At 63.7% G+C, this 21,885-nt stretch carries 28 protein-coding genes, 1 pseudogene and 1 riboswitch; of the genes and pseudogenes, 9 read left to right on the plus strand and 20 right to left on the minus strand.

Features of this window, described 5'->3' with window-relative positions; all coding sequences use genetic code 11:
* Positions 1-23: 23 nt before the first annotated feature.
* Positions 24-395 carry a hypothetical protein gene (locus IYW40_RS12540; protein ID WP_196400716.1) on the minus strand — a complete coding sequence of 124 codons (372 nt, stop codon included), beginning with the start codon at positions 393-395 and terminating at the stop codon, positions 24-26.
* 201 nt (positions 396-596) lie between these two features.
* On the opposite strand from IYW40_RS12540, the gene IYW40_RS12545 reads away from it, so the two are divergent.
* Positions 597-1,265 (plus strand): O-methyltransferase, encoded by a 669-nt coding sequence (locus IYW40_RS12545; RefSeq protein WP_196400717.1) that lies wholly within the window; start codon positions 597-599, stop codon positions 1,263-1,265.
* A 9-nt stretch (positions 1,266-1,274) separates the two neighbouring features.
* On the opposite strand, the gene IYW40_RS12550 is transcribed toward IYW40_RS12545, so the two are convergent.
* From IYW40_RS12550 to crcB, 8 genes are all read right to left on the minus strand, one after another.
* Complete coding sequence (locus tag IYW40_RS12550) at positions 1,275-1,736, minus strand: hypothetical protein (protein WP_196400718.1); 462 nt, start codon at positions 1,734-1,736, stop codon at positions 1,275-1,277.
* 173 nt (positions 1,737-1,909) lie between these two features.
* On the minus strand, positions 1,910-2,305 hold the full coding sequence (locus IYW40_RS12555) for a DUF2946 family protein (protein WP_196400719.1): 396 nt from the start codon (positions 2,303-2,305) through the stop codon (positions 1,910-1,912).
* 84 nt (positions 2,306-2,389) lie between these two features.
* Positions 2,390-3,454 (minus strand): GTPase ObgE, encoded by a 1,065-nt coding sequence (gene obgE / locus IYW40_RS12560; protein WP_196400720.1) that lies wholly within the window; start codon positions 3,452-3,454, stop codon positions 2,390-2,392.
* 7 nt (positions 3,455-3,461) lie between these two features.
* Complete coding sequence (locus tag IYW40_RS12565; RefSeq protein ID WP_196400721.1) at positions 3,462-4,064, minus strand: GNAT family N-acetyltransferase; 603 nt, start codon at positions 4,062-4,064, stop codon at positions 3,462-3,464.
* 178 nt (positions 4,065-4,242) lie between these two features.
* Complete coding sequence (gene rpmA, locus IYW40_RS12570; protein ID WP_175093050.1) at positions 4,243-4,512, minus strand: 50S ribosomal protein L27; 270 nt, start codon at positions 4,510-4,512, stop codon at positions 4,243-4,245.
* 64 nt (positions 4,513-4,576) lie between these two features.
* On the minus strand, positions 4,577-4,885 hold the full coding sequence (gene rplU / locus IYW40_RS12575) for a 50S ribosomal protein L21 (protein WP_175093051.1): 309 nt from the start codon (positions 4,883-4,885) through the stop codon (positions 4,577-4,579).
* A gap of 225 nt (positions 4,886-5,110) precedes the next feature.
* On the minus strand, positions 5,111-5,803 hold the full coding sequence (locus IYW40_RS12580) for a spermidine synthase (RefSeq protein WP_196400722.1): 693 nt from the start codon (positions 5,801-5,803) through the stop codon (positions 5,111-5,113).
* Between the two features lie 204 nt (positions 5,804-6,007).
* On the minus strand, positions 6,008-6,382 hold the full coding sequence (gene crcB / locus IYW40_RS12585) for a fluoride efflux transporter CrcB (protein ID WP_196400723.1): 375 nt from the start codon (positions 6,380-6,382) through the stop codon (positions 6,008-6,010).
* An 84-nt stretch (positions 6,383-6,466) separates the two neighbouring features.
* Positions 6,467-6,528: riboswitch (Fluoride riboswitch) on the minus strand.
* A 445-nt stretch (positions 6,529-6,973) separates the two neighbouring features.
* Between crcB and IYW40_RS12590 the strand changes: the two genes are divergently transcribed.
* A complete protein-coding gene (locus tag IYW40_RS12590; protein ID WP_246720782.1) occupies positions 6,974-7,210 on the plus strand; it encodes a Kazal-type serine protease inhibitor family protein in 237 nt (78 codons plus the stop codon).
* A 58-nt stretch (positions 7,211-7,268) separates the two neighbouring features.
* Here the strand turns inward: IYW40_RS12590 and IYW40_RS12595 are convergent, their stop codons facing one another.
* The 3 genes from IYW40_RS12595 to IYW40_RS12605 all read right to left on the minus strand — a co-directional run bounded on the left by IYW40_RS12595 (position 7,269) and on the right by IYW40_RS12605 (position 9,686).
* The gene (locus IYW40_RS12595) at positions 7,269-7,670 is read right to left on the minus strand and encodes a hypothetical protein (RefSeq protein ID WP_246720768.1); all 402 of its coding nucleotides are present in this window, start codon (positions 7,668-7,670) and stop codon (positions 7,269-7,271) included.
* A gap of 105 nt (positions 7,671-7,775) precedes the next feature.
* A complete protein-coding gene (locus IYW40_RS12600) occupies positions 7,776-9,083 on the minus strand; it encodes a murein L,D-transpeptidase family protein (RefSeq protein ID WP_196400726.1) in 1,308 nt (435 codons plus the stop codon).
* 75 nt (positions 9,084-9,158) lie between these two features.
* Positions 9,159-9,686, minus strand: coding sequence for an adenine phosphoribosyltransferase (locus IYW40_RS12605; RefSeq protein ID WP_175093057.1), 528 nt, complete (start codon positions 9,684-9,686; stop codon positions 9,159-9,161).
* A 333-nt stretch (positions 9,687-10,019) separates the two neighbouring features.
* Between IYW40_RS12605 and recA the strand changes: the two genes are divergently transcribed.
* Both recA and IYW40_RS12615 read left to right on the plus strand, forming a co-directional pair.
* Entirely contained in the window at positions 10,020-11,084 is a 1,065-nt protein-coding gene (gene recA, locus IYW40_RS12610; RefSeq protein ID WP_175093058.1) for a recombinase RecA, read from the plus strand.
* A gap of 78 nt (positions 11,085-11,162) precedes the next feature.
* Positions 11,163-11,302: pseudogene (locus IYW40_RS12615) on the plus strand (transposase); the annotation flags it as partial.
* 34 nt (positions 11,303-11,336) lie between these two features.
* Here IYW40_RS12615 and IYW40_RS12620 read toward each other — a convergent pair.
* A complete protein-coding gene (locus IYW40_RS12620) occupies positions 11,337-11,624 on the minus strand; it encodes a hypothetical protein (RefSeq protein ID WP_196400727.1) in 288 nt (95 codons plus the stop codon).
* Positions 11,625-11,718: 94 nt separating this feature from the next.
* Here IYW40_RS12620 and IYW40_RS12625 point away from each other — a divergent pair, with 94 nt between their 5' ends.
* Both IYW40_RS12625 and IYW40_RS12630 read left to right on the plus strand, forming a co-directional pair.
* A complete protein-coding gene (locus tag IYW40_RS12625) occupies positions 11,719-13,011 on the plus strand; it encodes an MFS transporter (protein WP_196400728.1) in 1,293 nt (430 codons plus the stop codon).
* A 52-nt stretch (positions 13,012-13,063) separates the two neighbouring features.
* Positions 13,064-13,414, plus strand: coding sequence for a hypothetical protein (locus tag IYW40_RS12630; protein ID WP_196400729.1), 351 nt, complete (start codon positions 13,064-13,066; stop codon positions 13,412-13,414).
* A gap of 61 nt (positions 13,415-13,475) precedes the next feature.
* On the opposite strand, the gene rpsI is transcribed toward IYW40_RS12630, so the two are convergent.
* The 4 genes from rpsI to IYW40_RS12650 form a co-directional block, all read right to left on the minus strand.
* Positions 13,476-13,955, minus strand: a complete 480-nt coding sequence (gene rpsI / locus IYW40_RS12635) for a 30S ribosomal protein S9 (protein ID WP_175093061.1) — start codon at positions 13,953-13,955, stop codon at positions 13,476-13,478.
* 2 nt (positions 13,956-13,957) lie between these two features.
* Entirely contained in the window at positions 13,958-14,428 is a 471-nt protein-coding gene (gene rplM, locus IYW40_RS12640; RefSeq protein ID WP_196400730.1) for a 50S ribosomal protein L13, read from the minus strand.
* Between the two features lie 237 nt (positions 14,429-14,665).
* On the minus strand, positions 14,666-16,144 hold the full coding sequence (locus IYW40_RS12645) for an ammonium transporter (RefSeq protein ID WP_246720769.1): 1,479 nt from the start codon (positions 16,142-16,144) through the stop codon (positions 14,666-14,668).
* A 31-nt stretch (positions 16,145-16,175) separates the two neighbouring features.
* Entirely contained in the window at positions 16,176-16,526 is a 351-nt protein-coding gene (locus IYW40_RS12650) for a P-II family nitrogen regulator (RefSeq protein ID WP_281432879.1), read from the minus strand.
* Between the two features lie 284 nt (positions 16,527-16,810).
* On the opposite strand from IYW40_RS12650, the gene IYW40_RS12655 reads away from it, so the two are divergent.
* From IYW40_RS12655 to IYW40_RS12665, 3 genes are read left to right on the plus strand one after another with little or no spacing between them, the layout of a single operon-like run.
* Complete coding sequence (locus IYW40_RS12655) at positions 16,811-18,199, plus strand: leucyl aminopeptidase family protein (protein WP_196400731.1); 1,389 nt, start codon at positions 16,811-16,813, stop codon at positions 18,197-18,199.
* Positions 18,196-19,059 (plus strand): NlpC/P60 family protein, encoded by an 864-nt coding sequence (locus IYW40_RS12660; protein WP_196400732.1) that lies wholly within the window; start codon positions 18,196-18,198, stop codon positions 19,057-19,059. The genes IYW40_RS12655 and IYW40_RS12660 overlap by 4 nt, the downstream gene beginning before the upstream one ends.
* On the plus strand, positions 19,056-19,565 hold the full coding sequence (locus IYW40_RS12665; RefSeq protein WP_196400733.1) for a MaoC/PaaZ C-terminal domain-containing protein: 510 nt from the start codon (positions 19,056-19,058) through the stop codon (positions 19,563-19,565). Before IYW40_RS12660 ends, IYW40_RS12665 begins: the two co-directional genes overlap by 4 nt.
* On the opposite strand, the gene IYW40_RS12670 is transcribed toward IYW40_RS12665, so the two are convergent.
* Genes IYW40_RS12670 through IYW40_RS12680 form a run of 3 tightly spaced genes read right to left on the minus strand, consistent with a single transcriptional unit; the run spans position 19,548 to position 21,861 of the window.
* Positions 19,548-21,182 (minus strand): ABC transporter ATP-binding protein, encoded by a 1,635-nt coding sequence (locus IYW40_RS12670; protein ID WP_196400734.1) that lies wholly within the window; start codon positions 21,180-21,182, stop codon positions 19,548-19,550. The genes IYW40_RS12665 and IYW40_RS12670 overlap by 18 nt on opposite strands.
* A complete protein-coding gene (locus IYW40_RS12675) occupies positions 21,179-21,625 on the minus strand; it encodes a type II toxin-antitoxin system VapC family toxin (RefSeq protein WP_196400735.1) in 447 nt (148 codons plus the stop codon). Before IYW40_RS12675 ends, IYW40_RS12670 begins: the two co-directional genes overlap by 4 nt.
* Entirely contained in the window at positions 21,622-21,861 is a 240-nt protein-coding gene (locus IYW40_RS12680; RefSeq protein ID WP_196400736.1) for a hypothetical protein, read from the minus strand. The genes IYW40_RS12675 and IYW40_RS12680 overlap by 4 nt, the downstream gene beginning before the upstream one ends.
* Positions 21,862-21,885 lie beyond the last annotated feature (24 nt).

The following is a 21,885-nucleotide window of genomic DNA, read 5'->3' on the forward strand; positions in this document are numbered from 1 at the left end:
TGGAAGAAGCTGTTGTCAGGCGCTTAGTTCTGGCCGCCTCTGATCACGATTTTTTCGCCGTCGCAGACGGCTTCGCCCAAGTACACGTTATGAGCGCCCTCGACGGGCTTGCCGGTCCATACGCAATTCTTCTTGGAATCGGAGCGGTCCACGAGTTTGAGCGTGTAAACGCCGCCCGTGAGTTCACCTTCAAGCTTGTAGGTCAGCATGGAGCCGTTATCGAGCTGCATTTCGCTCTTGCCCGAAACCTTGTCGCCTTCCGTCGCGACAGTCCAGGTGCCCTGCGCGCGCTTGATGCCCGCCTTATTCGCTTCGGTCACATTCCACTGCGCGGCATAGGCCGATGCGCTAAAGGCGGCGGCGGCAAGGGCCGTCGTCAAAGCAAGCTTGATCATTGGTTGTGCTCCCATAAAGTGTTGTGATGAGCAGCATATCGGCCGCAGTCCAACTGGGGCTCGTGAAATGCGGCTATCAAGCCTTTTTGCGTCCGTGCGCTTTGGCGCGCGAACGACGGCGGAACATCGCGTGATATCACGCGAGATGTCAATTTATTTTCGCCTTAGCTAACGTTAAGCGTTCGATGTAAGGGACGTCAAATGTTCGAAGAAAAAGCCTGGCGTCGCGTGGACGACTATATCGGCGCGGCGCTGATTTCCAAAGAAGAAGCGCAGGAGGAAACGCTTGCGGCAAATGCGCGCGCTGGCCTGCCCGCGATCGATGTTTCGCCGCCGCAGGGCAAATTGCTGCATCTGCTCGCCTGCGCGATCGGCGCAAGACGCGTTCTCGAAATCGGGACGCTGGGAGGCTACTCGACAACCTGGCTGGCGCGGGCGGTGGGCGAGGGCGGCAAGGTCGTCACCATCGAAGTCGATGCGCGACATGCCGAGGTCGCTCGCGCCAATATTGCCCGTGAAGGCATGAGCGCGCGCGTCGATCTGCGCGTCGGCCCCGCGCTCGAAATGTTGCCGCGGCTTGAATCAGAGCGGGCGCAGCCTTTCGATCTTGCCTTCATCGACGCCGACAAGCCCAACAACGCCGCCTATTTCGATTATGCGCTGAAGCTGTCGCGCCCCGGAGCGCTGATCATCGTCGACAATGTCGTGCGCGAGGGCGCCGTCGCCGACCCTTCGAAAACCGATGGCGGCGCGCTCGGGGCGCGCGCGCTGTTTGACGCCGTCGCCGCGGAAGGGCGGGTTGAAGCGACGGCGGTGCAAACCGTCGGCGCCAAGGGTTGGGATGGATTTCTGATCGCGCGCGTCAAATAGGACGCCTCGTCAGCCGCCTTCAGACGCTCTGTCGAACGCCCGCTTGCCGCGCCGCTTGCGGGGCAAGGGCGCGCCGTCGGCTCCGAACAAGGCTGCTTCGACCTGGTTGCCGCTGTCGTCATAGCGCCAGGAGATACGCGCCGCGCCAAGATCCTTGCGGATCGTCGGCTTACCTTCGGCGTTGAAATAGGCCTCCTCGACCTGATTGCCCTTGGCGTCATAGAAGCGCGCCACCCTGGCTGCGCCCAGGCTTTTGCGCTTCATTGGCCGCCCGTCGGGGTCGAAATAGGTCTCGACGACCTCCACCCGTCCGCGCGTCGGCGCGGGGGCCGCAATGGCTTCAGGCGCGACGCGGATGTCGCCGTCGCTCGCGGCGGTCAGCTTTCCGCTCTGAGAGCAGCGCCGTTCTCCCGAGGCGGCGCTGCGCGCCCGCTTAACGAGGCGCGGCGCCAATTGAGTTTTCTGTTCCATGATCCAAAATCGCTGCGCGGTCCGATGGCTCGTCGCAACCGCCAGTCTGAGAACTGAGCGGCGCGTGCTCTGTGCGATGCACGCTGACAAACGACGGATACGCTGGTCTGACTCTCCCCCGCCGGCGGCATGCCGACATGTCGGGGCGTGACGCCGCATTTCTGCGGCAAGCGTCAGATCAGGACGGGAGGAGCGCGGGAGCCGAGCGGCGGGGTCGACGCCTCTGGAAGACGAGATGTCTCGTCAAAGGCCAGTCCGATCGTCGAATAGGACGCGGCCGGGGGCGTCTCGCCGATGAATGGCGAGGCGGCGGTCGCGCCTCCGAGCGATGCGCAATGCACGACGCAACAGACGTCGCCGTGCCGCGCCGGACGCGCGGGCGTCGCGGGATCTCCGGAAAGCGGTCCGGAAGCCTTGCTAAAGCAGATCGTGTTGGCGAAGAGGCCCGAACCGCGTCCGCTGAACGAAACGCCGACAGCGAGGCCTTGCAAAACAAACAGATAGGCGACGAGCAGCGTGACTGCCGTCGAACTGAACTGCGATGTTTTGACTTCGCTGCGCGCGCTCATAGCCCGTCGAAGCTATTCACTGATCTTGTTAAGGTCAATGGCGACGCCGCGCGCAGGCGGCGATTAAGGGTTTCGCGTCCGAAGTCAGGGGGTCCAGGGCCCCTCGGCTTCCGACGCGCGCTCGTACGCCTTTTGCGCCTCGATGGCGTCGAACACAGCGCGGAGCGCTTCCCTGACGCCGGCGCCGCTCGCCGACGAAAGGAGCAAGGGCGCCGGTTGGCGCTCGCGCGTCTCGGGCCCGGCGGCGGCGATCGCCCGCTTCAGCCGCTCCCGCTGCTTCTTGAGATGATCCGCGTCGACCGCGTCGATCTTTGAAAGCGCGACGATTTCCGGTTTCTCGGCGAGACCGGCGCCATAGGCGGCGAGTTCGCCGCGGATGATCTTGTAATCCTTGCCGGCATGTTCCCCCGTCGCGTCGATAAGATGCAGGAGCGCCCGGCATCGCTCGACATGGCCGAGAAATCGATCGCCGAGGCCGTGGCCCTCATGGGCGCCTTCAATCAGGCCCGGGATGTCCGCCAGCACCAATTCTCTGTCGTCGCTGCGCACGACGCCCAGACCGGGATGCAGCGTCGTAAAGGGATAGTCGGCGATCTTGGGCTTCGCCGCGGTCACCGTCGCCAGGAATGTCGACTTGCCGGCGTTGGGCAGGCCAATCAGCCCGGCGTCGGCGATCAGTTTCAGCCGCAGGATGATGGTGCGCTCCTGGCCCTCGAGGCCAGGATTGGCGCGGCGCGGCGCCCGATTGGTCGAGGTGGTGAAATGCGCGTTGCCGAAGCCGCCATTGCCGCCTTTGCAGATGACGACGCGCTGCCCCACCTCCGTCATGTCGGCGATGAGGGTTTCCCCATCCTCCTCGAAGATTTGCGTCCCGACCGGCACTTTCAGCACGGCGTCGGCGCCGCGCCCGCCGGCGCGGTTCTTGCCCATGCCGTGGCCGCCGGTCTTGGCCTTGAAGTGCTGCTGGTAGCGATAATCGATCAGCGTATTCAGCCCGGCGACGCACTCCGCGACGACGTCGCCGCCGCGTCCGCCGTCGCCGCCGTCCGGCCCGCCGAATTCGATGAACTTCTCGCGCCGAAAGGAGACGGATCCCGCGCCGCCGTCGCCGGAGCGGACAAAAACGCGGGCCTGGTCGAGGAATTTCATCTGCCGCTCACGGTGAAAAGAATCGCGGCCGGCGGGCGCCGAACAGCGTGTGCGCTTCGCCGCGCTTTAATTCGAAAAGCTCGACTTCCATTTCGCCGCCGCGCGCGGGCGCCGGCCGCATGCCGCGGCCCGTGCGGTGGAAACCGAGCTTCTCATGCACGTGCAACGAGGAGCGATTGTCCGGCCGCGCCGAGGAGACGATCCGATCCAGCGAGGTGATTCCGAAGGCGAGGTCGATGAGGGCCCTGGCCGCCTCGGTCGTATAGCCTTGTCCCCAATAGGGCTTGCCGAGCCAGAATCCGAACGTCGCCGAGCCGCGGCGATCCGCGCCATGAAGGCTCACAAGCCCGATCGGCTCGTTGGGCCTATTCTTCGGGGTGACGACGAGATGGAGGCCGCCGCCGGCGCCGTTCTCCTCGCGCACCGATGCGATGAACGCGTTGGCGTCGTGCGGCGCGTAAGGATGCGGGATGCTGGCCGTCATCAGCGCGACGTCGGGATCGCCGACGTGCTGGCGAATCTCATCGGCGTCGGCGGCGCGCGGCCAACGCAGCCACAGTCGCTCAGTCTCCAGCCGGAAAACGTCGTCGCGGGTAATTTCGGGAAACATTGATTGCTCCAAGCGACATCGGAAATATTGGCCCAAGAGCCTGAAAGGAGAGCGCTCCCCACTGGCCCTTCACGGCGCTTCCGGACATCTCGCCTGAAACGTTCCCGCCTGAATTCGCGAGAGAGGTAGTCGAGACGACTTCCGCCGGAAGGCCGGCGGCGGGTCGTCCCCTACCGCCTTACTCGGCTGCTGCGGCGGGCGCCGGCGCCACCGATACGCTGGCGCGTCCGCCGCTGGACTTGAATTCGACGACTCCTTCGACGAGCGCAAAAAGCGTGTGGTCCTTGCCCATGCCGACATTGCGGCCCGGGCGCCACTTCGTGCCGCGTTGGCGCACGATAATATTGCCGCCGATGACGGCTTCCCCGCCGAATTTCTTGACGCCGAGGCGCCGGCCGTCCGAATCGCGGCCGTTGCGCGACGAGCCGCCTGCCTTTTTGTGAGCCATGGTCTTGCTCCGACTATCCTGCGCGGCGACTGGGCCGCTCGATTTCTATTACGCGAGAGGGCGATCAGCTCTCGATCGCGGTGATTCTCACAAGCGTCAGGTCCTGACGATGGCCGCGCTTGCGCTTTGAATTCTGCCGACGACGCTTTTTGAAGGCGATCGACTTGGGGCTGCGCGTCTGCTCGGCGATCTCGCCGGAGACTTTCGCGCCGGCGATCGTCGGGGCGCCGACCTTCGGGCTGTCGCCGCCCAGCATGAGCACTTCGTCGAAAGTGACGGCGTCGCCCGGCGCGCCGTCGAGCGCCATGACGGTGATCACGTCCCCCGCGGCGACGCTATATTGCTTGCCGCCGGTTTTGATGACTGCGAACATCTTTTTTTCCTGTGTTCGTCCCGACGCTGGCGTCTCCGCCGGCCGGCTTCTTGGCAGTTAGTGGCTTCGCCTCGAATTTGCGCCAGGCGCAAACGAAAAGCGCGGCGAAACCGCCGCGCCGAAGCGACGTTCATCTACCCTTCAAAGCCGGCGACTGTCAATATGTGGGGCGGCCAGAAAAAAGGCGGGGCGCTGTCGATTTCGGTTTCAATAGAGATTGGCTTTCTATTGCATCTGAGGCGTCGACTCTCTTGTCGCGATCCAGATGACGTGCCGGGCGCCACCGCGTTGGCCGTTGGCGCGCACCTTGACTTCATCCACGCGGAACCCGGCTTTGCGGAGGCGCGACGTGAAATTCCGATCCGGCCCCGATGACCAGACGGCCAACACCCCATCATGGCGCAGCGCCTTGCGGGCCGCTTTCAATCCCTCGATATCGTAAAGTCCGTCATTGGCTTCGCGAGTCAGGCCCTCGGGGCCATTATCGACATCGAGAAGGATTGCGTCATAAGTCGAGCGGCCAGACCGGATCAGGCGCCCAACGTCACCTTCCTCGATGCTGACGCGCGGATCCGTCAGGCTGGCGCCGAAGACTTCCGCCATCGGACCGCGCGCCCAGGCCACGACCGCCGGAATGAGTTCGGCGACAACGATCCGCGCTTTCGCGCCGAGTACAGTGAGCGCGGCGCGCAGAGTGAAGCCCATCCCCAGCCCGCCAATCAGAACACGCGGCTGTGGGCGCGCCTGAATTCTCTCGCAAGAGAGCGTGGCGAGCGCCTCCTCCGAGCCACTGAGGCGACTGTTCATCAGTTCGATATTGCCCAACGTGATCGAGAATTCTGCGCCGCGACGCTTGAGGCGGAGTTCGCCCTCGCCGCCCGGTATCGGCGCTGTGTCGAGCAGGGTCCACGGAATCACTGATCCTCTCCGTTTCCTTGGGAAGCGCTTCATGCGACGACATGCGATGACCTCAATGCGCTAAATTCTGCAGTTCGGGCACAGGCCGCAAAGCGCCAATCCCGGACTATCGCTTCGCCCACAAACAGTTCCTCGACCGCCGTTCGCCAAATTTCATTTGCAAATTGCTGCCGCATCTCCACGCCAGGCTGGAGTTCGAACCCTTCACGAAAAATGGCGCAGCAGCGACACGCCGGCGAGGAGGCCGGCAATCGCAAGTCCGATTGACGCCACGACATAGAAGGCCGCCATCGCCAGTTCGCCGCGTTCGTAAAGCAAAACCGTCTCGAGCGAGAACGCCGAAAAGGTGGTGAAGCCGCCAAGAATCCCGGTCGTGAGGAACAGGCGCCAGTTCTGGGACGCCTCGCCCTGAAAGGCGAAATAACCCACGATCACGCCCATCAGGAACGAGCCAAGCACGTTCACGGCCAGCGTCCCGAAGGGAAAACCGACGCCGATCAGTCGGGCAAGAAGAAGATTGACCCCGTGGCGCGCGGCCGCGGCCAGTCCCCCGCCAGCAAATACGATGAAGAAGCCCATGACGTCGTCCTTTCCAACAGGCGGACGACAAACATGCTGCGGCAGGCGGCGTTTTAGGCGCGCCCCTCCCGCAGGACGCGCGTCCTTGCGGCAGGAGCCATCAGCCTCATCAGGCGGTTACCGGGAGCCCCATCCCGTGTGGGAGCCAGCATAGTCGAGCCGGCGCAAACGATCAACGCCGTCGCTGGCCGCCGACAGGGCTTCGAACTCTGGTTAATTTCAGCTCACTCTCAGCCGTCATGACCGGCCTTGTGCCGGGCATCCACGCCGGTCAGCCGCGAAACGCTTCGCGCGGAGACGGCAGGTTCGGCTCATATCCTCACATTTGCCTCGCGTCATCGCGTGGATGGCCGCGACAAGCGCGGCCATGACGCGGTGAGATGACCCCTCCCTGGATTCGGAGCGCCCTGCAGCCGCCGTCGCCGTCGCGGGAACGCTCGCCGGTCCGAGGCGTTATCCCTCCGTTACGAAAGCATTTTTTGGAGAATTGCTATGTATTTACGCCTTGGCTTGCGCCTCTGCGCGCTCCTCGCTTCGACGCTCTTCGTATTCTTTGCTCCCGCGCCCGCCTCGGCCGCCAAGGTCGGTGAGATGTGCGCAGGCATCGCCGGCATTCAATGCGACACAGGCTTGTGGTGCGACCCCGAGCCGGGCCAATGCCGCGGAGCCGACATCGCGGGCAAGTGTGTGGAGGTTCCAAAGATATGCACCAAGGACTATCGCCCGGTGTGCGGCTGTGACGATAAAACCTATGGTAACGACTGCACGCGTCGCGCCGCCAAGGTCGCGAAAAAGTCCGACGGCGAGTGCCCGAAACCTTACAGGTGAGACTGGTGGCTGAGATCTGGCGCCGGCGCGGCGCAATCGTGCCGCGCCATTGCTTCGGCTAGTTGAGGCAGCCGCTGGCCTGCATCTGAGCGATCCAGATCGCGCAGGCCGCCTGAGAGCGCTCGTGACGGTGGTGACGGCGGGAGCCGCCGCCATAGCCGTCGTCGCCGCCAAATCCGCCGTAGCCGCCATCGCCATCATAGTCGCCGGGATCGCCGCCGAAATCTGCGCCGGGATAGCCACGGCGATAGGCTTGGCCGTAACCTTGGCCGTATCCTTGCCCGTAACCCGGACCATAACCGCCATGCCCGCCGCGCCCGTACTGATGCTGGCGCATGCATTTGTTGTAGTTTTCGGCGATCGCGAAGCACAGCGGCGCATTGGCCGCCTGGGCGATCGGCGCGAAGAGGATGCCGAGCGCGCAAGCCGCGCCGACGATAGGATAGGTCACGAGCCGCATGCGGGCGTTTTCCTTGTTTGCGCCCCCCAGCGCTTTTGCCGAAGTATCCTCACGCGCGCCGGCTGAAACCAAGCTGAACAGTCTTGTCTCAGCGTTGCGCCCCGATCACCAGCCGGCGATGCGTCGGCAGGACGAATCGCCCGCGCCAAAGGCGTAATGATCGCCGCAGGCGAAGGCCACCGGCGGTTCGCCGGTCTGCTCGAAGATGTCGTAGCCCTGCTTCAGATTGTGCCAGAACTCGGTCCAGTGCTGATAATTGCCGCCCGCGCCGACGAAGGCGAGCCAGCTGCCGCCGGTTTCCCGAGCGATCGCATGCTCCGTTAAGCGGAAGGGAAAAATGTGCACCTGCACTTCGCGCTGGCCGGCGCGCATCGCCGCTTCGACGAAGGCGTAGATTTCCTCGATGCCGCGGTCGGTCATGGCGAAGCAGCCGACCGACTTGCACGCGCCATGCACCATGACGAGACCGCCGGTCCGCCCGTTCTGGCGATCGAAGGCGTTCGGATAGCCGACGTTGAACGCGCGGTGATAATTCGAATGCGGATGCAGCTGCTTCGCCGAGACGCTGTAGAAGCCTTCCGGCGACTGGTAGTCGGCTTCCTTGAGCTTGGGTCCGAGCTTGCCGGACCATTTGCAGATTGGATAGGTCCTGTAGAGCGAGAAGCGGCTGTTGCTCTTTCGAAGCCAGAGCTCGAGCTGCCCTTCCTGCTTGAAGATGCGCACGAAGACCTGGTCCCCCATGCCGTAGCGGATCGGGGCCTCCTGCTGAAAGGCGTCCTCGGGCGCAGCCCGCAAGGTCGGCTCGACGGCGCGCGCCACCTGGGTCGGCGGCGCCGACGCCGGGGCCGATTCTTGCGCCGTCGGCGTCGCCTCAACCGCGGCTCTCGCCGACGGCTCCTGCGGCCGGGCCGGCGGCAGCGGCGCATTGGCGGGCGCCGGCGCCATTGCCGGCTCGGCGGGCGGGGTCGCTCCGGCGGTTTGCGGCTGCTCGGCAGGGGCTGACACCGTCTCGGTGAATTTGTCCGCAAGCTCGGCGAGATTGGCCGGTCGCGACGGGGGCAGCGGCGTGGGCTTTTCCACAATCTCCGGCCGCGCGGGCGGCGGCGCGGGCGGGAACGACACCGACCCTTCGACGTCGTCTTGCGGGAGAGTCGCCACCTCGACGCTCGGCTCTTGCGGCGTCGCTATTGTGGGCTCGGGCGGCGGAGCAGGGGGGAACGCGCCGGGCTTCACCCGCAGGGCCATGCTGCGCAGGCCGGTCGGCAGCGCGCCGCTCCAGGCGCTGCGCGCGGCCTCGCTCCGGACGGGAGACGCGCTCTCGCCCCAGGGCAGATAGCGGAGGGCCGCGACTCCGCCGACGAGCGCGGCGAGGGCGAGCGCCGCCAGCGCCAAATGGGTCTGTCGCGGCGTCATGCGCCTATGCAAGCCTCTCCTGGAAGATTCTGAAACTCGAGCCTGGGCTGAGCAAGACCATTCGAAAAAGGCGGTTTAGTGGCCTTGGAAGGCGACCAGCGTGCGCACCGGGACGCCGAGCGCCTGGAGCCTTTTCACGCCGGCGAGGTCGGGCAGGTCGATGACGAAACAGGCGGCGACGACGTCGGCGCCGGCCTGGCGCAGGAGTTTCACCGCGCCCTCGGCGGTGCCGCCGGTGGCGATCAGATCGTCGACGAGAATCACCCGCTCGCCGGGGAGGACCGCGTCCTCATGCATCTCCATTTCGTCGACGCCATATTCGAGCTCATAGGCGATCGAGACGACGCGATGCGGCAGCTTGCCCTTCTTGCGAATCGGGATGAAGCCGGCGGAAAGCTGATGCGCCACCGCGCCTCCCAGGATGAAGCCGCGCGCCTCCATCCCAGCGACCTTGTCGATCTTGCCGCCGCACCAGGGCTGCACGAGTTCGTCGACCGCCTTGCGGAACGCCTTGGCGTCGCCGAGCAGGGTGGTGATGTCGCGAAAGAGGATTCCCTTCTTGGGATAATCGGGAATGGTGCGAATGGCGGCGGCAAGCGGCATGAAACGGCCTTGCGATCAGCGGCGAAGGTGGCCGCGTGGATGGAATGGCGAAACCGCCACGCTCAAAGAGATACACGGATGGCGGGGGAGGGCGCAAATGAGGGGGCGTGGCTGGGGACGGCCTTCGCGCACGGGTGCGCCCGATCACTCCTTGTTGTCGCCCCTGAATTTCCGGCCAAGATCTCCAAAAAGAACTTGGCAAAAAAGAACAAATCGTGCACACTGCAGTTCAGGGTCGAGCGCGCTCTTTCGCCCAGCGCCCCTTGCCTCGCGAACGCCCTCGCAGCCGCATTGCCTGCGCCTAGCTAACCGTGTCAGAAGGAATTTTCAGCCGTGAGCCAAGCCAATCTCCGCCTCGTGGAAGGGACTTCCGTGGACAAGACCAAGGCGCTCGACGCCGCTCTGTCGCAGATCGAGCGCGCATTCGGCAAAGGTTCGATCATGCGGCTGGGCAAGAACCAGAAGGCCGTCGAGATCGAGACGATCTCGACGGGCTCGCTGGGGCTCGACATCGCGCTGGGCGTCGGCGGCCTGCCGCGCGGCCGCGTCGTTGAAATTTACGGGCCGGAATCCTCGGGCAAGACCACCCTCACCCTGCATGTCATCGCCGAGGCGCAGAAATTGGGCGGCGTCTGCGCCTTCGTCGACGCGGAACATGCGCTGGATCCGATCTACGCCCGCAAGCTCGGCGTCAATCTCGAAGATCTCTTGATTTCGCAGCCCGACACCGGCGAGCAAGCGCTCGAAATCACCGACACGCTGGTGCGCTCTGGCGCCGTCGACGTGCTCGTCGTCGATTCGGTGGCGGCGCTGACGCCCCGCGCCGAAATCGAGGGCGAGATGGGCGACGTGCAGCCGGGCCTGCAGGCGCGGCTGATGAGCCAGGCGTTGCGCAAGCTTACCGCCTCGATCGCCCGCTCCAACACGCTCGTCATCTTCATCAATCAGATCCGCATGAAGATCGGCGTGATGTACGGTTCGCCGGAGACGACGACCGGCGGCAATGCGCTGAAATTCTACGCCTCGGTGCGGCTCGACATCCGCCGCATCGGCGCGATCAAGGACCGCGACGAGACGACCGGCAACCAGACCCGCGTCAAAGTGGTCAAGAACAAGGTGGCGCCGCCGTTTAAACAGGTCGAATTCGACATCATGTATGGCGAGGGCGTCTCCAAATTCGGCGAATTGATCGATCTTGGCGTCAAGGCCGGCGTCGTCGAGAAGTCGGGCGCCTGGTTCTCCTACGACAGCCAGAGACTCGGCCAGGGCCGCGAGAACGCCAAGAGCTTTTTGAAGCAAAACCCCGAGGCCGCGCAGCGCATCGAACAGGCGATCCGCGAGAACGCCGGGCTGATCGCCGAGCGTATTCTTGACGCGCCGGATGAAAACGAGGCCTAGGCCGTGTGGACTCTAAGGATTCCATTTTAGGCGCAAATCAAATTCAAGGCGGCCTTTGGGGAGGCGGCCTTGGGTGTGATGGACCGACTGGTTTTACCGACGTGGCTTGGGAGCGGATGGCGCCGTGGATCGTGCGCACGGGCTCTCCCTGGCGTGATCTTCCGGAAGCGTTTGGGGGTTGGAACAGCGTGTTCCGGCGTTTCAGTCGAGCCTCAAGGGGGCTCAGGGCTCCGAATCCAGGTTAACGAGGGGTCATCTCACCTCGTCATGGCCGCGCTTGTCGCGGCCATCCACGCGATGACGCGAGGCAAATGTGAGGATATGAGCCGAACCTACCGTCTCCGCGCGATGCGCTTCGCGATTGACCGGCGTGGATGCCCGGCACAAGGCCGGGCATGACGGCTGAGAGTGAGCTGAAATTAACCAGAGTTCGAAGCCCTGCAAGGGGGCTGGCGGCGAGTTTTTTTCGAGCGGATGTCTGATGATCCGGACTTCGAATATCTGATCGTCGACTCCACCTTCGCCGATCACTTGCGTCACGCCATCGCCGCCAAGGGCGCGCTCGCCGTCATCCCCAACACCTCTGCGACTGCGAAGGCGAAGACGCCACGCGCGCGGACGATCGAGAATTTGCATGAATATGCGTCAAAATATGCGCCAGGTGAGAGCGCCAGCGCCCAAACAGATCGCGGCCGCCGTGATTGGGAATGCGCTCGAATGGTACGATTTCGTCGTCTACGGCTTTTTTGCTTCCGTTCTGGCGCAGGCGTTTTTTCCAAGCCGAGATGAGACGGCCTCTCTCTTGCTGGCGCTCGCGACCTTTGGCGCGGGCTTCTGCACGCGCCCGCTCGGCGGCCTCTTCTTCGGATTTTACGCGGATCGCAAAGGGCGAAAGGCGGCGCTGCAACTCATCATGTTCGTTATGACCGTCGCGATCGCCGTCATCGCCTTCGCCCCGACCTATGCGACGATCGGCCTCTTCGCGCCCATGCTCGTCGTGATCGGCCGACTGTTGCAAGGTTTTGCGACCGGCGGAGAATTCGCCAGTTCGACCGCGTTTCTGATCGAAGTCGCGCCCCTTGATCGGCGCGGAGTCTATGGCTCTCTGCAGATGGTCGGGCAGGGCCTGTCGATCCTGCTCGGGACGCTTGCCGGCATGGTCGTCGCAGGCGTCTTTTCGGTTGAAGCGCTGCACGACTGGGCCTGGCGACTGCCCTTTTTCGCTGGCCTGCTGATCGGCCCGGTAGGGCTCTATGTCAGACGTCATCTCGACGAAACGCCAGCCTTCAAGGCGTCGCCGCAGGAAGAAGGCGTCGCGCGCGCGTTTCTCGACCTCGTTCGGCGGCGGGGTGATCGACTTCTCGCCTGTTTCGCCGCCACGATCGGCGCGACGATTTCCTTTTACGTGATCCTCATCTACATGCCGACCTATGGAAAGACGGAGATGGGACTGAGCCTCGCTCAGTCCTTCGTCGCCCAGGCGCCCGGTCTTCTGTTGCTGATCGTGCTGACGCCGTTGATCGGCGCTCTCTCCGACGCGATCGGCAGGCGTCCCTTGCTCCTCGCGTCTTATGGGATGCTTCTCCTTTGCGTCTATCCGCTGTTCGTCTGGCTGCAGGCCGAGCGCACTCTGTTGGCGCTTACAGCGGCGCAGACGGCCTTCTGCGTCATTCTCTCGGGCCTCTTTGGCGCGCTCTCGACGGCGCTCGCGGAGCAGTTTCCCACGCATGTCCGCACCGTGGGACTCGCGATCGCCTATAATGTCGCGGTGATGATCTTCGGCGGCTTCGCGCCCTTCATCGTCGCCTGGCTGATCGACTACCTCGCCACGCCGATCGCGCCGGCCTTCTATCTGATGTTCGGGGCGGTCGTCGGATTGATGGGCGTCGCGGGTCTACGCGAGCGGCGCGATGAATGGCTCGAATGAAAGCGCTTGGCCGCGATGATTGTTGACTGAGTTGGAGCGATGGGAGGTTTTCATGAAGAGAATTGCTGCTTTGATTGCCTTGATCGTCATGGCGCAGCCGATCCTGCTCCAGGAGGCAGCCGCTAGACCCGCGAAATGCGTCGTGCTGGGCAACGGCATGACGCCCTATAGGGGAACGTGCAACTTCATGCCAGACGATGGCGGCAGCTTCGCGGTCGAGCCGATCGGAAAATCTGGATTTGACAGCGTGACGATGGTCAGCGTCACGATTATGTCGCCGGGCGTCGCCCAAGTCAGGGGACTCACTCGCGACGGCATCAGCTCTCTCTGGGGAGAGGCGAAGCGCTCCAAGACCGATCCCGCCTGCTGGCTCGGAAGCGACTTCAAGATCTGCGTCTACTGACCAAAACAAAAGCGGCGCCGAAGCGCCGCTTTGCAAATGCTTGCCTTGAAGATCGCGAAGCTTAGCGCTTCGAGAACTGGAAGCTGCGGCGGGCTTTCCGCTTGCCGTATTTCTTGCGCTCGACGACGCGGGAGTCGCGCGTCAGGAAGCCTTCCTTCTTGAGCGCGGGACGCAGGTCCGGCTCGTAAGCGGTCAGCGCCTTGGCGAGGCCATGGCGCACCGCGCCGGCCTGACCCGAAAGTCCGCCGCCGGCGACCGTAACGACGATGTCATATTGACCCGCGCGCTTGGTGACGCCGAAGGGCTGGGCCAGAATCATGCGCAGCACCGGGCGGGCGAAATAGACTTCGACGTCGCGGCCGTTGACGGTGATCTTGCCGGGGCCCGGCTTGATCCAAACGCGCGCGACGGCGTTTTTGCGCTTGCCGGTCGCATAGGCGCGGCCCTGCTTGTCGAGCTTTTGCACATAGCGCGGCGACTCGGGCGCCGTGGCGACGCTTCCCTGAAGGTCGGAAAGCGAGGAAAGAGTGGTCTCGGCCATGATCAGGCGCTCCGGCTATTCTTGACGTTCAGGGCGGCGACGTCGAGCGTCTGTGGGCTCTGCGCCTCATGCGGATGTTCCGCGCCCTTATAGACGCGCAGATTGCCGAACTGCTTGCGGCCCAGGGGGCCTCGCGGCAGCATGCGCTGCACGGCCTTCTCCAGGACGCGCTCCGGGAAGCGCCCGTCGAGAAGGAACTTCGCCGAGCGTTCCTTGATGCCGCCGGGAAAGCCCGTGTGGTGGTGATAGACCTTCTGGTCGCGCTTGCGGCCGGTCAGCACCACCTTTTCGGCGTTGATGACGATGATGTTGTCGCCGTCGTCCATATGCGGCGTGAACGTCGCCTTGTGCTTGCCGCGCAGACGCAGCGCGATGATGGAGGCGAGGCGGCCGACGATGAGCCCGGAGGCGTCGATCAGCACCCACTTCTTTTCGATGTCGGCGGGTTTCGCCGAATAGGTGTTGCCAAACATGGGATGAGAATTCCGTGTGAACGGTGTGTTCGGATGGGCGTGGATAGGCGATGCGGCAGGAGGGGTCAAGTAATTTTTGCGCGGCAAAGTCTCTACAACGCCAAGAAAACTGGGCGCTGGGGTTTGTTGGTATTATGATACCTTACACTCCGCCCCGATCTGGAGTGAGATTGCGACGCGATTTGGCCGGGACAAGCCCGGCCATGACGCCATAGGAGACCTGCGTCCGGGCGCTCGCTACTGATGCAGCGCTTCGCCATGCAGCGCGATGTCGAGGCCCTCGCGTTCATCGTCGTAAGTCACGCGAAGCGGCGTGATCATCGAGACAATTTTGAGCGTCACGAAAGTGCCGATCACGCACCAGACGATCGTGACGAGGACGCCGATCGCCTGCACGTAAAGCTGATGCGGATCGCCTTCCAACAGACCCGCGACGCCCGGATCGCCTTCCGAAGCCGTGATCGCGCGGGTGGCGAAGACTCCGGCGAGCAGCGTGCCCATGATGCCGCCGACGCCATGCACGCCGAAAACGTCGAGCGTGTCGTCGTAGCGGAATTTGTATTTGGCCACGGTGCAGAACCAATAGCAGACGCCGCCGGCGATCATCCCGATGACGACGCCGTGCCAAGGCAGGACATAGCCCGAGGCCGGCGTGATTGTGCCCAGACCGGCGACGGCGCCCGAGATGACGCCGAGCACCGACGGCTTGCCGCGCTGGAGCCACTCCAGCCCGCTCCACACCAGCGCGCCGGCGCAGGCGGCGAGATGCGTCGCCACAATGGCGAAGACCGCGCGGGAATTGGCGGCGAGCGCCGAGCCGCCATTGAAGCCGAACCAGCCGACCCAGAGCAATCCGGTTCCGACGACGGCGAGCGAGAGATCGAAGGGCGAAAGGTTTTCGCGCCCGAACCCGACGCGATTGCCGAGAACGAGCGCGCAGACGAGGCCGGCGATTCCGGCGTTGATGTGCACGACCGTCCCGCCGGCGAAATCGAGGAGGCCCAGCTTCTGCAGAAATCCGCCGCCCCAGACCCAATGCGCGGAAGGCACATAGACGATGAACAGCCACAGCGCGCAAAACAGCATGAAGGCCGAGAACTTCATGCGTTCGGCGACGGAGCCGGCGACCAGCGCGCAGGTGATCACCGCGAAGGTCATCTGATAGAGCATGAACAGGATTTCGGGGATCGTCTTGGCGAATGGGCTCACCGTGTCGAGGCCGATCCCTGCAAGCAGCGCCCGCGACGCGTCGCCGATATAGGCGCCCTCGCCGCTGAAGGCGAGACTGTAGGCGACTCCGATCCACAGTAGCGAGACGAGCGCGGTGGCGATGAGGCTCTGCGCCATGCTGGCGAGCACATTCTTCTTGCGCACCATGCCGCTGTAAAAGAGCGCGAGCCCCGGCAGCGTCATCATCAGCACCAGCGCGGTGGCGGCGATCATGAAGGCGGTGTCGGCGGCGTCGATCTTGCCCCCGCCGTCCTGCGCGAGAGCGGGTTGCGAGACCAGGAAAGCCGCCAGCGCGGCCGCCGCTGCTGAAATCGAGCGGCGCAATGTGTCGCCCTCATGCTGAGGAGCGCCTGAAAGGCGCGTCTCGACGCGCGAGGGCGAGAGATGCTGCAGGAGCGGATTTCCCCGTCCTTCGAGACGCCCGCGTTGCGGGCTCCTCAGGATGAGGAAATCCTTACTCAAGCTGCGCGCAAACGAGCTCTGCATCGTGAATCCTGATTGATGATTGGGAAGGCGCTTAGAGCGCGTCGGTGTCGGTTTCGCCGGTGCGGATGCGCATGGCGCGCTCCAGCGGCGAGACGAAAATTTTGCCGTCGCCGATATGGCCGGTGTAGGCGGCGAGCCTGATCGCCTCGATGGCGCGATCGACGAGCGCTTCAGGAAGCGCGATGTCGATCTTAACCTTGGGCAGGAACGCGACGATATATTCGGCGCCGCGATAGATTTCGGCATGGCCCTTCTGTCGGCCATAGCCTTTCACTTCGGTCGCGGTCATTCCGTGCACGCCGATTTCCGTCAGCGCCTCGCGCACCTCGTCGAGCTTGAAGGGTTTAATAATCGCCGTGATGATCTTCATTTGCGCAGACATGCCCTCATGGTTGGCGAATTGAACATTGTCTCAGCAATTGGCATGCCATTATGCGCAGAAAATAATCGTTTTCCATCTTGGCGTCGAGTTTGAGTCTGGCCAGTCGTGAGGCGCCTAGCGGCTAAGTTTTGTACACTTTGCGTACACTGGCGGCTGGTGTGGACGCAGCTCGCCGCCTGCGCCGCTACGCCGCTTGAGATGAGCGATCTTTCCCTTTTGTGTGATGCGGGCGCCCGCTAGAGGTAGAAGCCGATCGTCGGGAGAGCAGAAAGCGGCGGAAGCGGATGAAGCTTGAAGACTGGTCGCCCGAGGCGACCCCCATCGATTTCGTTAATAAGGAAGACTGGCCCGAACGCCGCGCGAAGCTTCCCGAGCCTACAGCGCGTCTCGCGGAGCTTGCGGGATTTGAGGCGAAGCCCGGCTCGCTTCTGATCGCGCCGGACGCCGACGGCGCGCCGCGGGTCTTTTTCGGCGCGGAGGGCAGGGCGCCAAAGGCGCGCGATCCGTTCTTTGCCGGAAAGCTCGCGACTGCGCTGCCCAAGGGGCTCTACCGGTTTGGCGATGGCGTCGACACGCCGGCGCAGGCGGCGCTGGCGTTCCTTCTGTCGACCTATTCCTTCTCGCGCTACAAGGCGCCAAAGAAGGAGGTCCCGCGTCTGTGCGCGCCGCAGAGTATTGACCGCGCGCGCATCGAGCGCATCGCCGGAGCCGTCGCCCTCGGGCGCGATCTCGTGAATACGCCGACCAACGACATGGGGCCGGAGGCGCTCGCCGAAGCGGCGCTCGCTCTCGGCGCGAAACATGGCGCCAAGACTCGCGTCATTGTCGGCGACGCTTTGCTCGCGGAAAACTTCCCCTTGATTCACGCCGTCGGGCGCGCGGCTGCGGAGGCGCCGAGGCTCGTCGAATTTGAGCATGGCCCGGAGGACGGTCTGCGCGTCACGCTCGTCGGCAAGGGGGTCTGCTTCGATACGGGCGGGCTCGACATCAAGCCTTCGAGCGCGATGGCGCTGATGAAGAAGGACATGGGCGGCGCCGCGACGACCCTGTCGCTTGCGGCGATGCTGCTTGACGGCAATGCGCCGGTCCGTTTGCGCGTGCTGCTTCCGATCGTCGAGAATTCGATTTCGGCGTCGGCGTTTCGAACCAGCGACATTTACCGCAGCCGCAAAGGGCTGAGCGTCGAAGTCGGCAACACCGACGCCGAGGGCAGGCTCATCCTTGCCGATGCGCTCGCCTATGCGAGCGAAACGCCCTCCGATCTGCTGTTCGATTTCGCGACGCTGACGGGCGCCGCGCGCGTCGCGCTCGGTCCTGAAATTCCGCCGTTCTATACCGGCGATGACGCGCTTGCCCAAGAGATCGCCGGGCAGGCTGGCGCCGTGAACGATCCCGTGTGGCGGATGCCTCTATGGGACAATTACGACAGCGGTCTCGACGGCAAGATCTCCGATCTGGTCAATGTCACGAGCGGCTCCTTCGCCGGATCGATCACCGCCGCGCTATTCCTGAGGCGCTTCGTGGCGGATCCGAAGCGCTGGGCGCATTTCGACGTATACTGCTGGAATCCGTCGACGAAGCCCGGCCGCCCGGAAGGCGGCGAGGTGCAGGCGGCGCGCCTGCTTTATGAATTGATCGAGGCGCGCGCCGAGCAGAGGAACGCGAAGCCGTGAGCGAAGATTTCGATCGGCGGCTGACGCCCGCGCGCCCAGAAGTCGCCGCCGCCTATCTGAAGGGACGCGTGACCGCCAACCGCTATGTGGAAGGCGTCGCGATGGAGGTCAGAGACTGCGTCGTCGATCTTCGGCGTGAACCACGTCCCGACGCCGCCGTCGACACTCAGGCGATCTACGGCGAGCGCGTCACAGTTTACGATGAGGAGGAAGGCTGGGCCTGGGCGCAACTTGCGCGCGACAATTATGTCGGCTGGATCGCAGCGAATACGCTATGGCGCGAATTGAGCGCGCCGACGCATCGAATCTGTGTTCCACGGACCTTCATTTATCCGGGTCCGAACATCAAATTGCCGCCGCTCAACGCGCTGCCGCTCGGCGCCGAAGTCGCGATCACGGAAGAGCGGGGCGGCTTTGGCGTGACGCCGGAGCTCGGATTCATCTATCGCAAACATCTCGCGCCGCGCGAGGCGAAGGCGCCCGACTTTGTCGCCGTGGCCGAGACGCTTCTAGGCGCGCCCTATCTCTGGGGCGGCAAGTCTTGGATGGGCGTTGATTGCTCCGGACTGTTGCAGGTTTCCTTGCTGATGGCGGGGATGAAAGCGCCGCGCGACACCGATATGCAGGAAGCGGCGCTCGGCGCTCGGCTCGATCCCGGCGCGCCGTTGATGCGCGGCGACATCGTCTTTTGGAAAGGCCATGTCGGCGTCATGCGCGACCCCGTGACGCTGCTTCATGCAAACGCCACGCATATGCAAGTCGCCAGCGAGCCGCTCGACGTCGTGCGCGCGCGTAACGAGGCGGCGGGGGCTGGACCGGTCACCAGCGTGAAGCGCTTGGCGAAAGACCTTTCGGCATGACGAAAAGGCTTTATCTGGAAGATCTTCGCGTTGGGCAGCGGTTGCGCTCAGCGAGCGTCACGATCACCGCGCAGGACATCATCCGCTTCGCGCGCGACAGCGATCCGCAGTATTTTCATCTCGACGAAGAGGCGGCCAAACACAGCATGTTCGGCGGGCTCGTCGCCAGCGGTTGGCAAACCGGCGCGCTGAGCGTGAAGCTCCTCATCGACTCAGCCGACCCGCCTTTCGCAGGCGGCCTCGTCGGCGTTGAGGCGCATATCGCCTGGAAACTCCCGGTGCGGCCGGGCGATTCCTTAAGGGTAGAAGCCGAAGTCACGCGGATTGTTCATCCGCGCCGCTATGCCGATCGCGGCTTTGTCTCAATGGATATGGCGACCTACAACCAGCGCGGTGAAGTCGTGCTGACGCAGAGCGTCACGGTCGTCGCCTTCCGCGACCCTGCGCGGGCAGGCGAAAGTTCAAACGACGCTACGGCGATTCCGGGATCATTTTCCGGCGACTGAGTTGCCCGGAATGGGCTCCGCCTCGTTGCGAAAGGCCGCTGCGAAGAGCGCGCGCGTATACTCGCTCTTGGGCTGGGAAAACACCTGGCTCGCCGGCCCTTCCTCGACCACCTTGCCATAGCGCATGACGATGAGATGGGCGGCGAGCGCCTTCACGACGCGCAGATCGTGACTGATGAAGAGATAGGCGAGCGCGCGGCGACGCTGCAGGTCGCGCAAGAGATCGATGATCTGCGCCTGCACGGACATGTCGAGCGCCGAGGTCGGCTCGTCGAGCACGACGAATTTCGGTTCGAGCACAATGGCGCGGGCGATGGCGATCCGCTGCCGCTGGCCGCCGGAAAATTCGTGCGGGTAGCGGTCCATCGTCGATGGATCGAGCCCGGTTTCCTGCAGCGCGCGCGCAACGATTTCGCGGCGCTGATTGAGCGTAAGTTCGGGCCGCTGAACGGTCAGTCCTTCGGCGACGATTTCCGCGACCGACATGCGCGGCGAGAGAGAGCCGTAAGGGTCTTGGAAGACGATTTGCATGTCGCGGCGAAGCGGACGCATGGCGTCGACGCTTTTGCCGTCGATGCGCTCTCCGAGAAAGACGATCGGACCTTCCGAGCGGATGAGCCGCAGCATCGCCAGCGCCAGCGTCGTCTTGCCGGAGCCCGACTCGCCGACGACGCCGACGGTCGCGCCCTCGCGCACTGAAAGAGTGACGCCGTCCACCGCCTTCACATGGCCGACGATCCGACGCATGAAGCCGCGTCGGATCGGAAACCAGACGCGCAGTTGCTCGGCCGATGCGACGACGGGCGCTTGCGTGTTTTCGATAATCGGCGCGCCCTTGGGCTCCGCCGTGAGCAGCGCCTTGGTGTAGGGATGCTGCGGCGATGTGAAGACCTCTCCCACCTCGCCCTGCTCGACGATGCGGCCCTGCTGCATCACGCAGACCGTATCGGCGAAACGGCGCACGAGCCTAAGGTCGTGGGTGATGAACAGCATCGCCATGCCGTAGGTTTTTTGTAGCCGCTCGAGCAGCGCGAGAATCTGCGCCTGAACCGTGACGTCGAGCGCAGTGGTCGGCTCGTCGGCGATCAGCAGATCTGGCTTGTTGGCGAGCGCCATGGCGATCATGACACGCTGACGCTGGCCGCCCGAGAGCTGATGCGGATAGGCGCTCAGCCGCGCCTGAGGATCAGGGATACCGACTTCGCCCAGAAGCTCAATGACTCGGTTCCGAACCGCGTCTTCGCCGCGCATGCCATGCAGTTCGAGAATCTCCGCAATCTGCCGCTCGATCATGTGCAGCGGATTGAGCGACGTCATCGGCTCCTGAAACACCATTGTGATGCCCGCGCCACGAATGGCGCGCAGACGATTGTCGTCGACCGTGAGCATATTATCGCCGTCGAACAGCGCCTCTCCGGACGCGATCGCGCCAGGGGGGAGCAGGCGTACGATCGACAGAGCGCTGATCGACTTGCCGGAACCGGATTCGCCGACGAGCGCCAGCGTCTTGCCCCGCTCAAGAGAAAAGGAGATCCGGTCGACGGCCTTGGTCTCGTGCCCGCCTTGCCGAAAGGTGACCGAGAGATCGCGAATGTTGAGGAGGGGGCCAATGGTCATGCGAGCGCACGTAGTTCGTCGATGGTCGACGCGTCGAGATTGATCGCTCGAATTCCCTCGGGGACGGCAAGTCGCCGATCGGCCGTAACAAAGGCTGCGCAATTATGAAGTTTTGCCGTCGCGACATGAATTGCGTCCGGCATTCTCAAGGATTTCACAGTGGCTCTCAGCATTGCCGCCTGCATCAGCACATGCCGATCAATCGGGAAAGTTTCTATAGTCGAAGAACAATCGAACAACGCTTCATATGCATCGCACAATTCTCTGTCTCCGGTCTCGAAGGGTTTCGTCAGCAGTTCTGCAACGACGAGTTCGCTGATCACGCCGACGGCTCCGCCTCCTCTGATATGATCGAGCACCATTCTTCCTCGCGTGATCGGAACATCGTCATTTTCAAATGCATCGATGAAAACATTCGCGTCGAGGTAAATTCTCACGCTCATCGCTCACGATGATCCCATTCATCGCGAAGCGAGCGAACATGAGCATTCACCTCCTCAAGTGAATGAAATGTATTGCGACGTAGATGCTCATATTTCGAGAACCAGTCGTGGCGCGAACCCGACTCTACGCTCTCCACCTCAATTGTGATCGTCACCCGCTTTTCGGCGCCGATTTCATCTCGTAAGTCGTCGGGAAGCTTCGCCGCAGGGTAGTGTTGACGCACAATTCTGTTCATCGTGATGCTCCGCCTGCAATCTAC

The sequence above is a fragment of the Methylocystis sp. H4A genome, from assembly GCF_015709545.1.
GTDB classification, from domain to species: Bacteria; Pseudomonadota; Alphaproteobacteria; order Rhizobiales; family Beijerinckiaceae; genus Methylocystis; species Methylocystis silviterrae.

Bases quoted from the DNA above. Each gene is read 5' to 3' on its own strand.
- IYW40_RS12540 (WP_196400716.1), bottom strand. From the start codon at position 395: ATGATCAAGCTTGCTTTGACGACGGCCCTTGCCGCCGCCGCCTTTAGC.
- IYW40_RS12545 (WP_196400717.1), top strand. From the start codon at position 597: ATGTTCGAAGAAAAAGCCTGGCGTCGCGTGGACGACTATATCGGCGCG.
- IYW40_RS12550 (WP_196400718.1), bottom strand. From the start codon at position 1,736: ATGGAACAGAAAACTCAATTGGCGCCGCGCCTCGTTAAGCGGGCGCGC.
- IYW40_RS12555 (WP_196400719.1), bottom strand. From the start codon at position 2,305: ATGAGCGCGCGCAGCGAAGTCAAAACATCGCAGTTCAGTTCGACGGCA.
- obgE (WP_196400720.1), bottom strand. From the start codon at position 3,454: ATGAAATTCCTCGACCAGGCCCGCGTTTTTGTCCGCTCCGGCGACGGC.
- IYW40_RS12565 (WP_196400721.1), bottom strand. From the start codon at position 4,064: ATGTTTCCCGAAATTACCCGCGACGACGTTTTCCGGCTGGAGACTGAG.
- rpmA (WP_175093050.1), bottom strand. From the start codon at position 4,512: ATGGCTCACAAAAAGGCAGGCGGCTCGTCGCGCAACGGCCGCGATTCG.
- rplU (WP_175093051.1), bottom strand. From the start codon at position 4,885: ATGTTCGCAGTCATCAAAACCGGCGGCAAGCAATATAGCGTCGCCGCG.
- crcB (WP_196400723.1), bottom strand. From the start codon at position 6,382: ATGGGCTTCTTCATCGTATTTGCTGGCGGGGGACTGGCCGCGGCCGCG.
- IYW40_RS12590 (WP_246720782.1), top strand. From the start codon at position 6,974: ATGTGCGCAGGCATCGCCGGCATTCAATGCGACACAGGCTTGTGGTGC.
- IYW40_RS12595 (WP_246720768.1), bottom strand. From the start codon at position 7,670: ATGCGGCTCGTGACCTATCCTATCGTCGGCGCGGCTTGCGCGCTCGGC.
- IYW40_RS12600 (WP_196400726.1), bottom strand. From the start codon at position 9,083: ATGACGCCGCGACAGACCCATTTGGCGCTGGCGGCGCTCGCCCTCGCC.
- IYW40_RS12605 (WP_175093057.1), bottom strand. From the start codon at position 9,686: ATGCCGCTTGCCGCCGCCATTCGCACCATTCCCGATTATCCCAAGAAG.
- IYW40_RS12625 (WP_196400728.1), top strand. From the start codon at position 11,719: ATGAATATGCGTCAAAATATGCGCCAGGTGAGAGCGCCAGCGCCCAAA.
- IYW40_RS12630 (WP_196400729.1), top strand. From the start codon at position 13,064: ATGAAGAGAATTGCTGCTTTGATTGCCTTGATCGTCATGGCGCAGCCG.
- rpsI (WP_175093061.1), bottom strand. From the start codon at position 13,955: ATGGCCGAGACCACTCTTTCCTCGCTTTCCGACCTTCAGGGAAGCGTC.
- rplM (WP_196400730.1), bottom strand. From the start codon at position 14,428: ATGTTTGGCAACACCTATTCGGCGAAACCCGCCGACATCGAAAAGAAG.
- IYW40_RS12645 (WP_246720769.1), bottom strand. From the start codon at position 16,144: ATGCAGAGCTCGTTTGCGCGCAGCTTGAGTAAGGATTTCCTCATCCTG.
- IYW40_RS12650 (WP_281432879.1), bottom strand. From the start codon at position 16,526: ATGTCTGCGCAAATGAAGATCATCACGGCGATTATTAAACCCTTCAAG.
- IYW40_RS12655 (WP_196400731.1), top strand. From the start codon at position 16,811: ATGAAGCTTGAAGACTGGTCGCCCGAGGCGACCCCCATCGATTTCGTT.
- IYW40_RS12665 (WP_196400733.1), top strand. From the start codon at position 19,056: ATGACGAAAAGGCTTTATCTGGAAGATCTTCGCGTTGGGCAGCGGTTG.
- IYW40_RS12670 (WP_196400734.1), bottom strand. From the start codon at position 21,182: ATGACCATTGGCCCCCTCCTCAACATTCGCGATCTCTCGGTCACCTTT.
- IYW40_RS12675 (WP_196400735.1), bottom strand. From the start codon at position 21,625: ATGAGCGTGAGAATTTACCTCGACGCGAATGTTTTCATCGATGCATTT.
- IYW40_RS12680 (WP_196400736.1), bottom strand. From the start codon at position 21,861: ATGAACAGAATTGTGCGTCAACACTACCCTGCGGCGAAGCTTCCCGAC.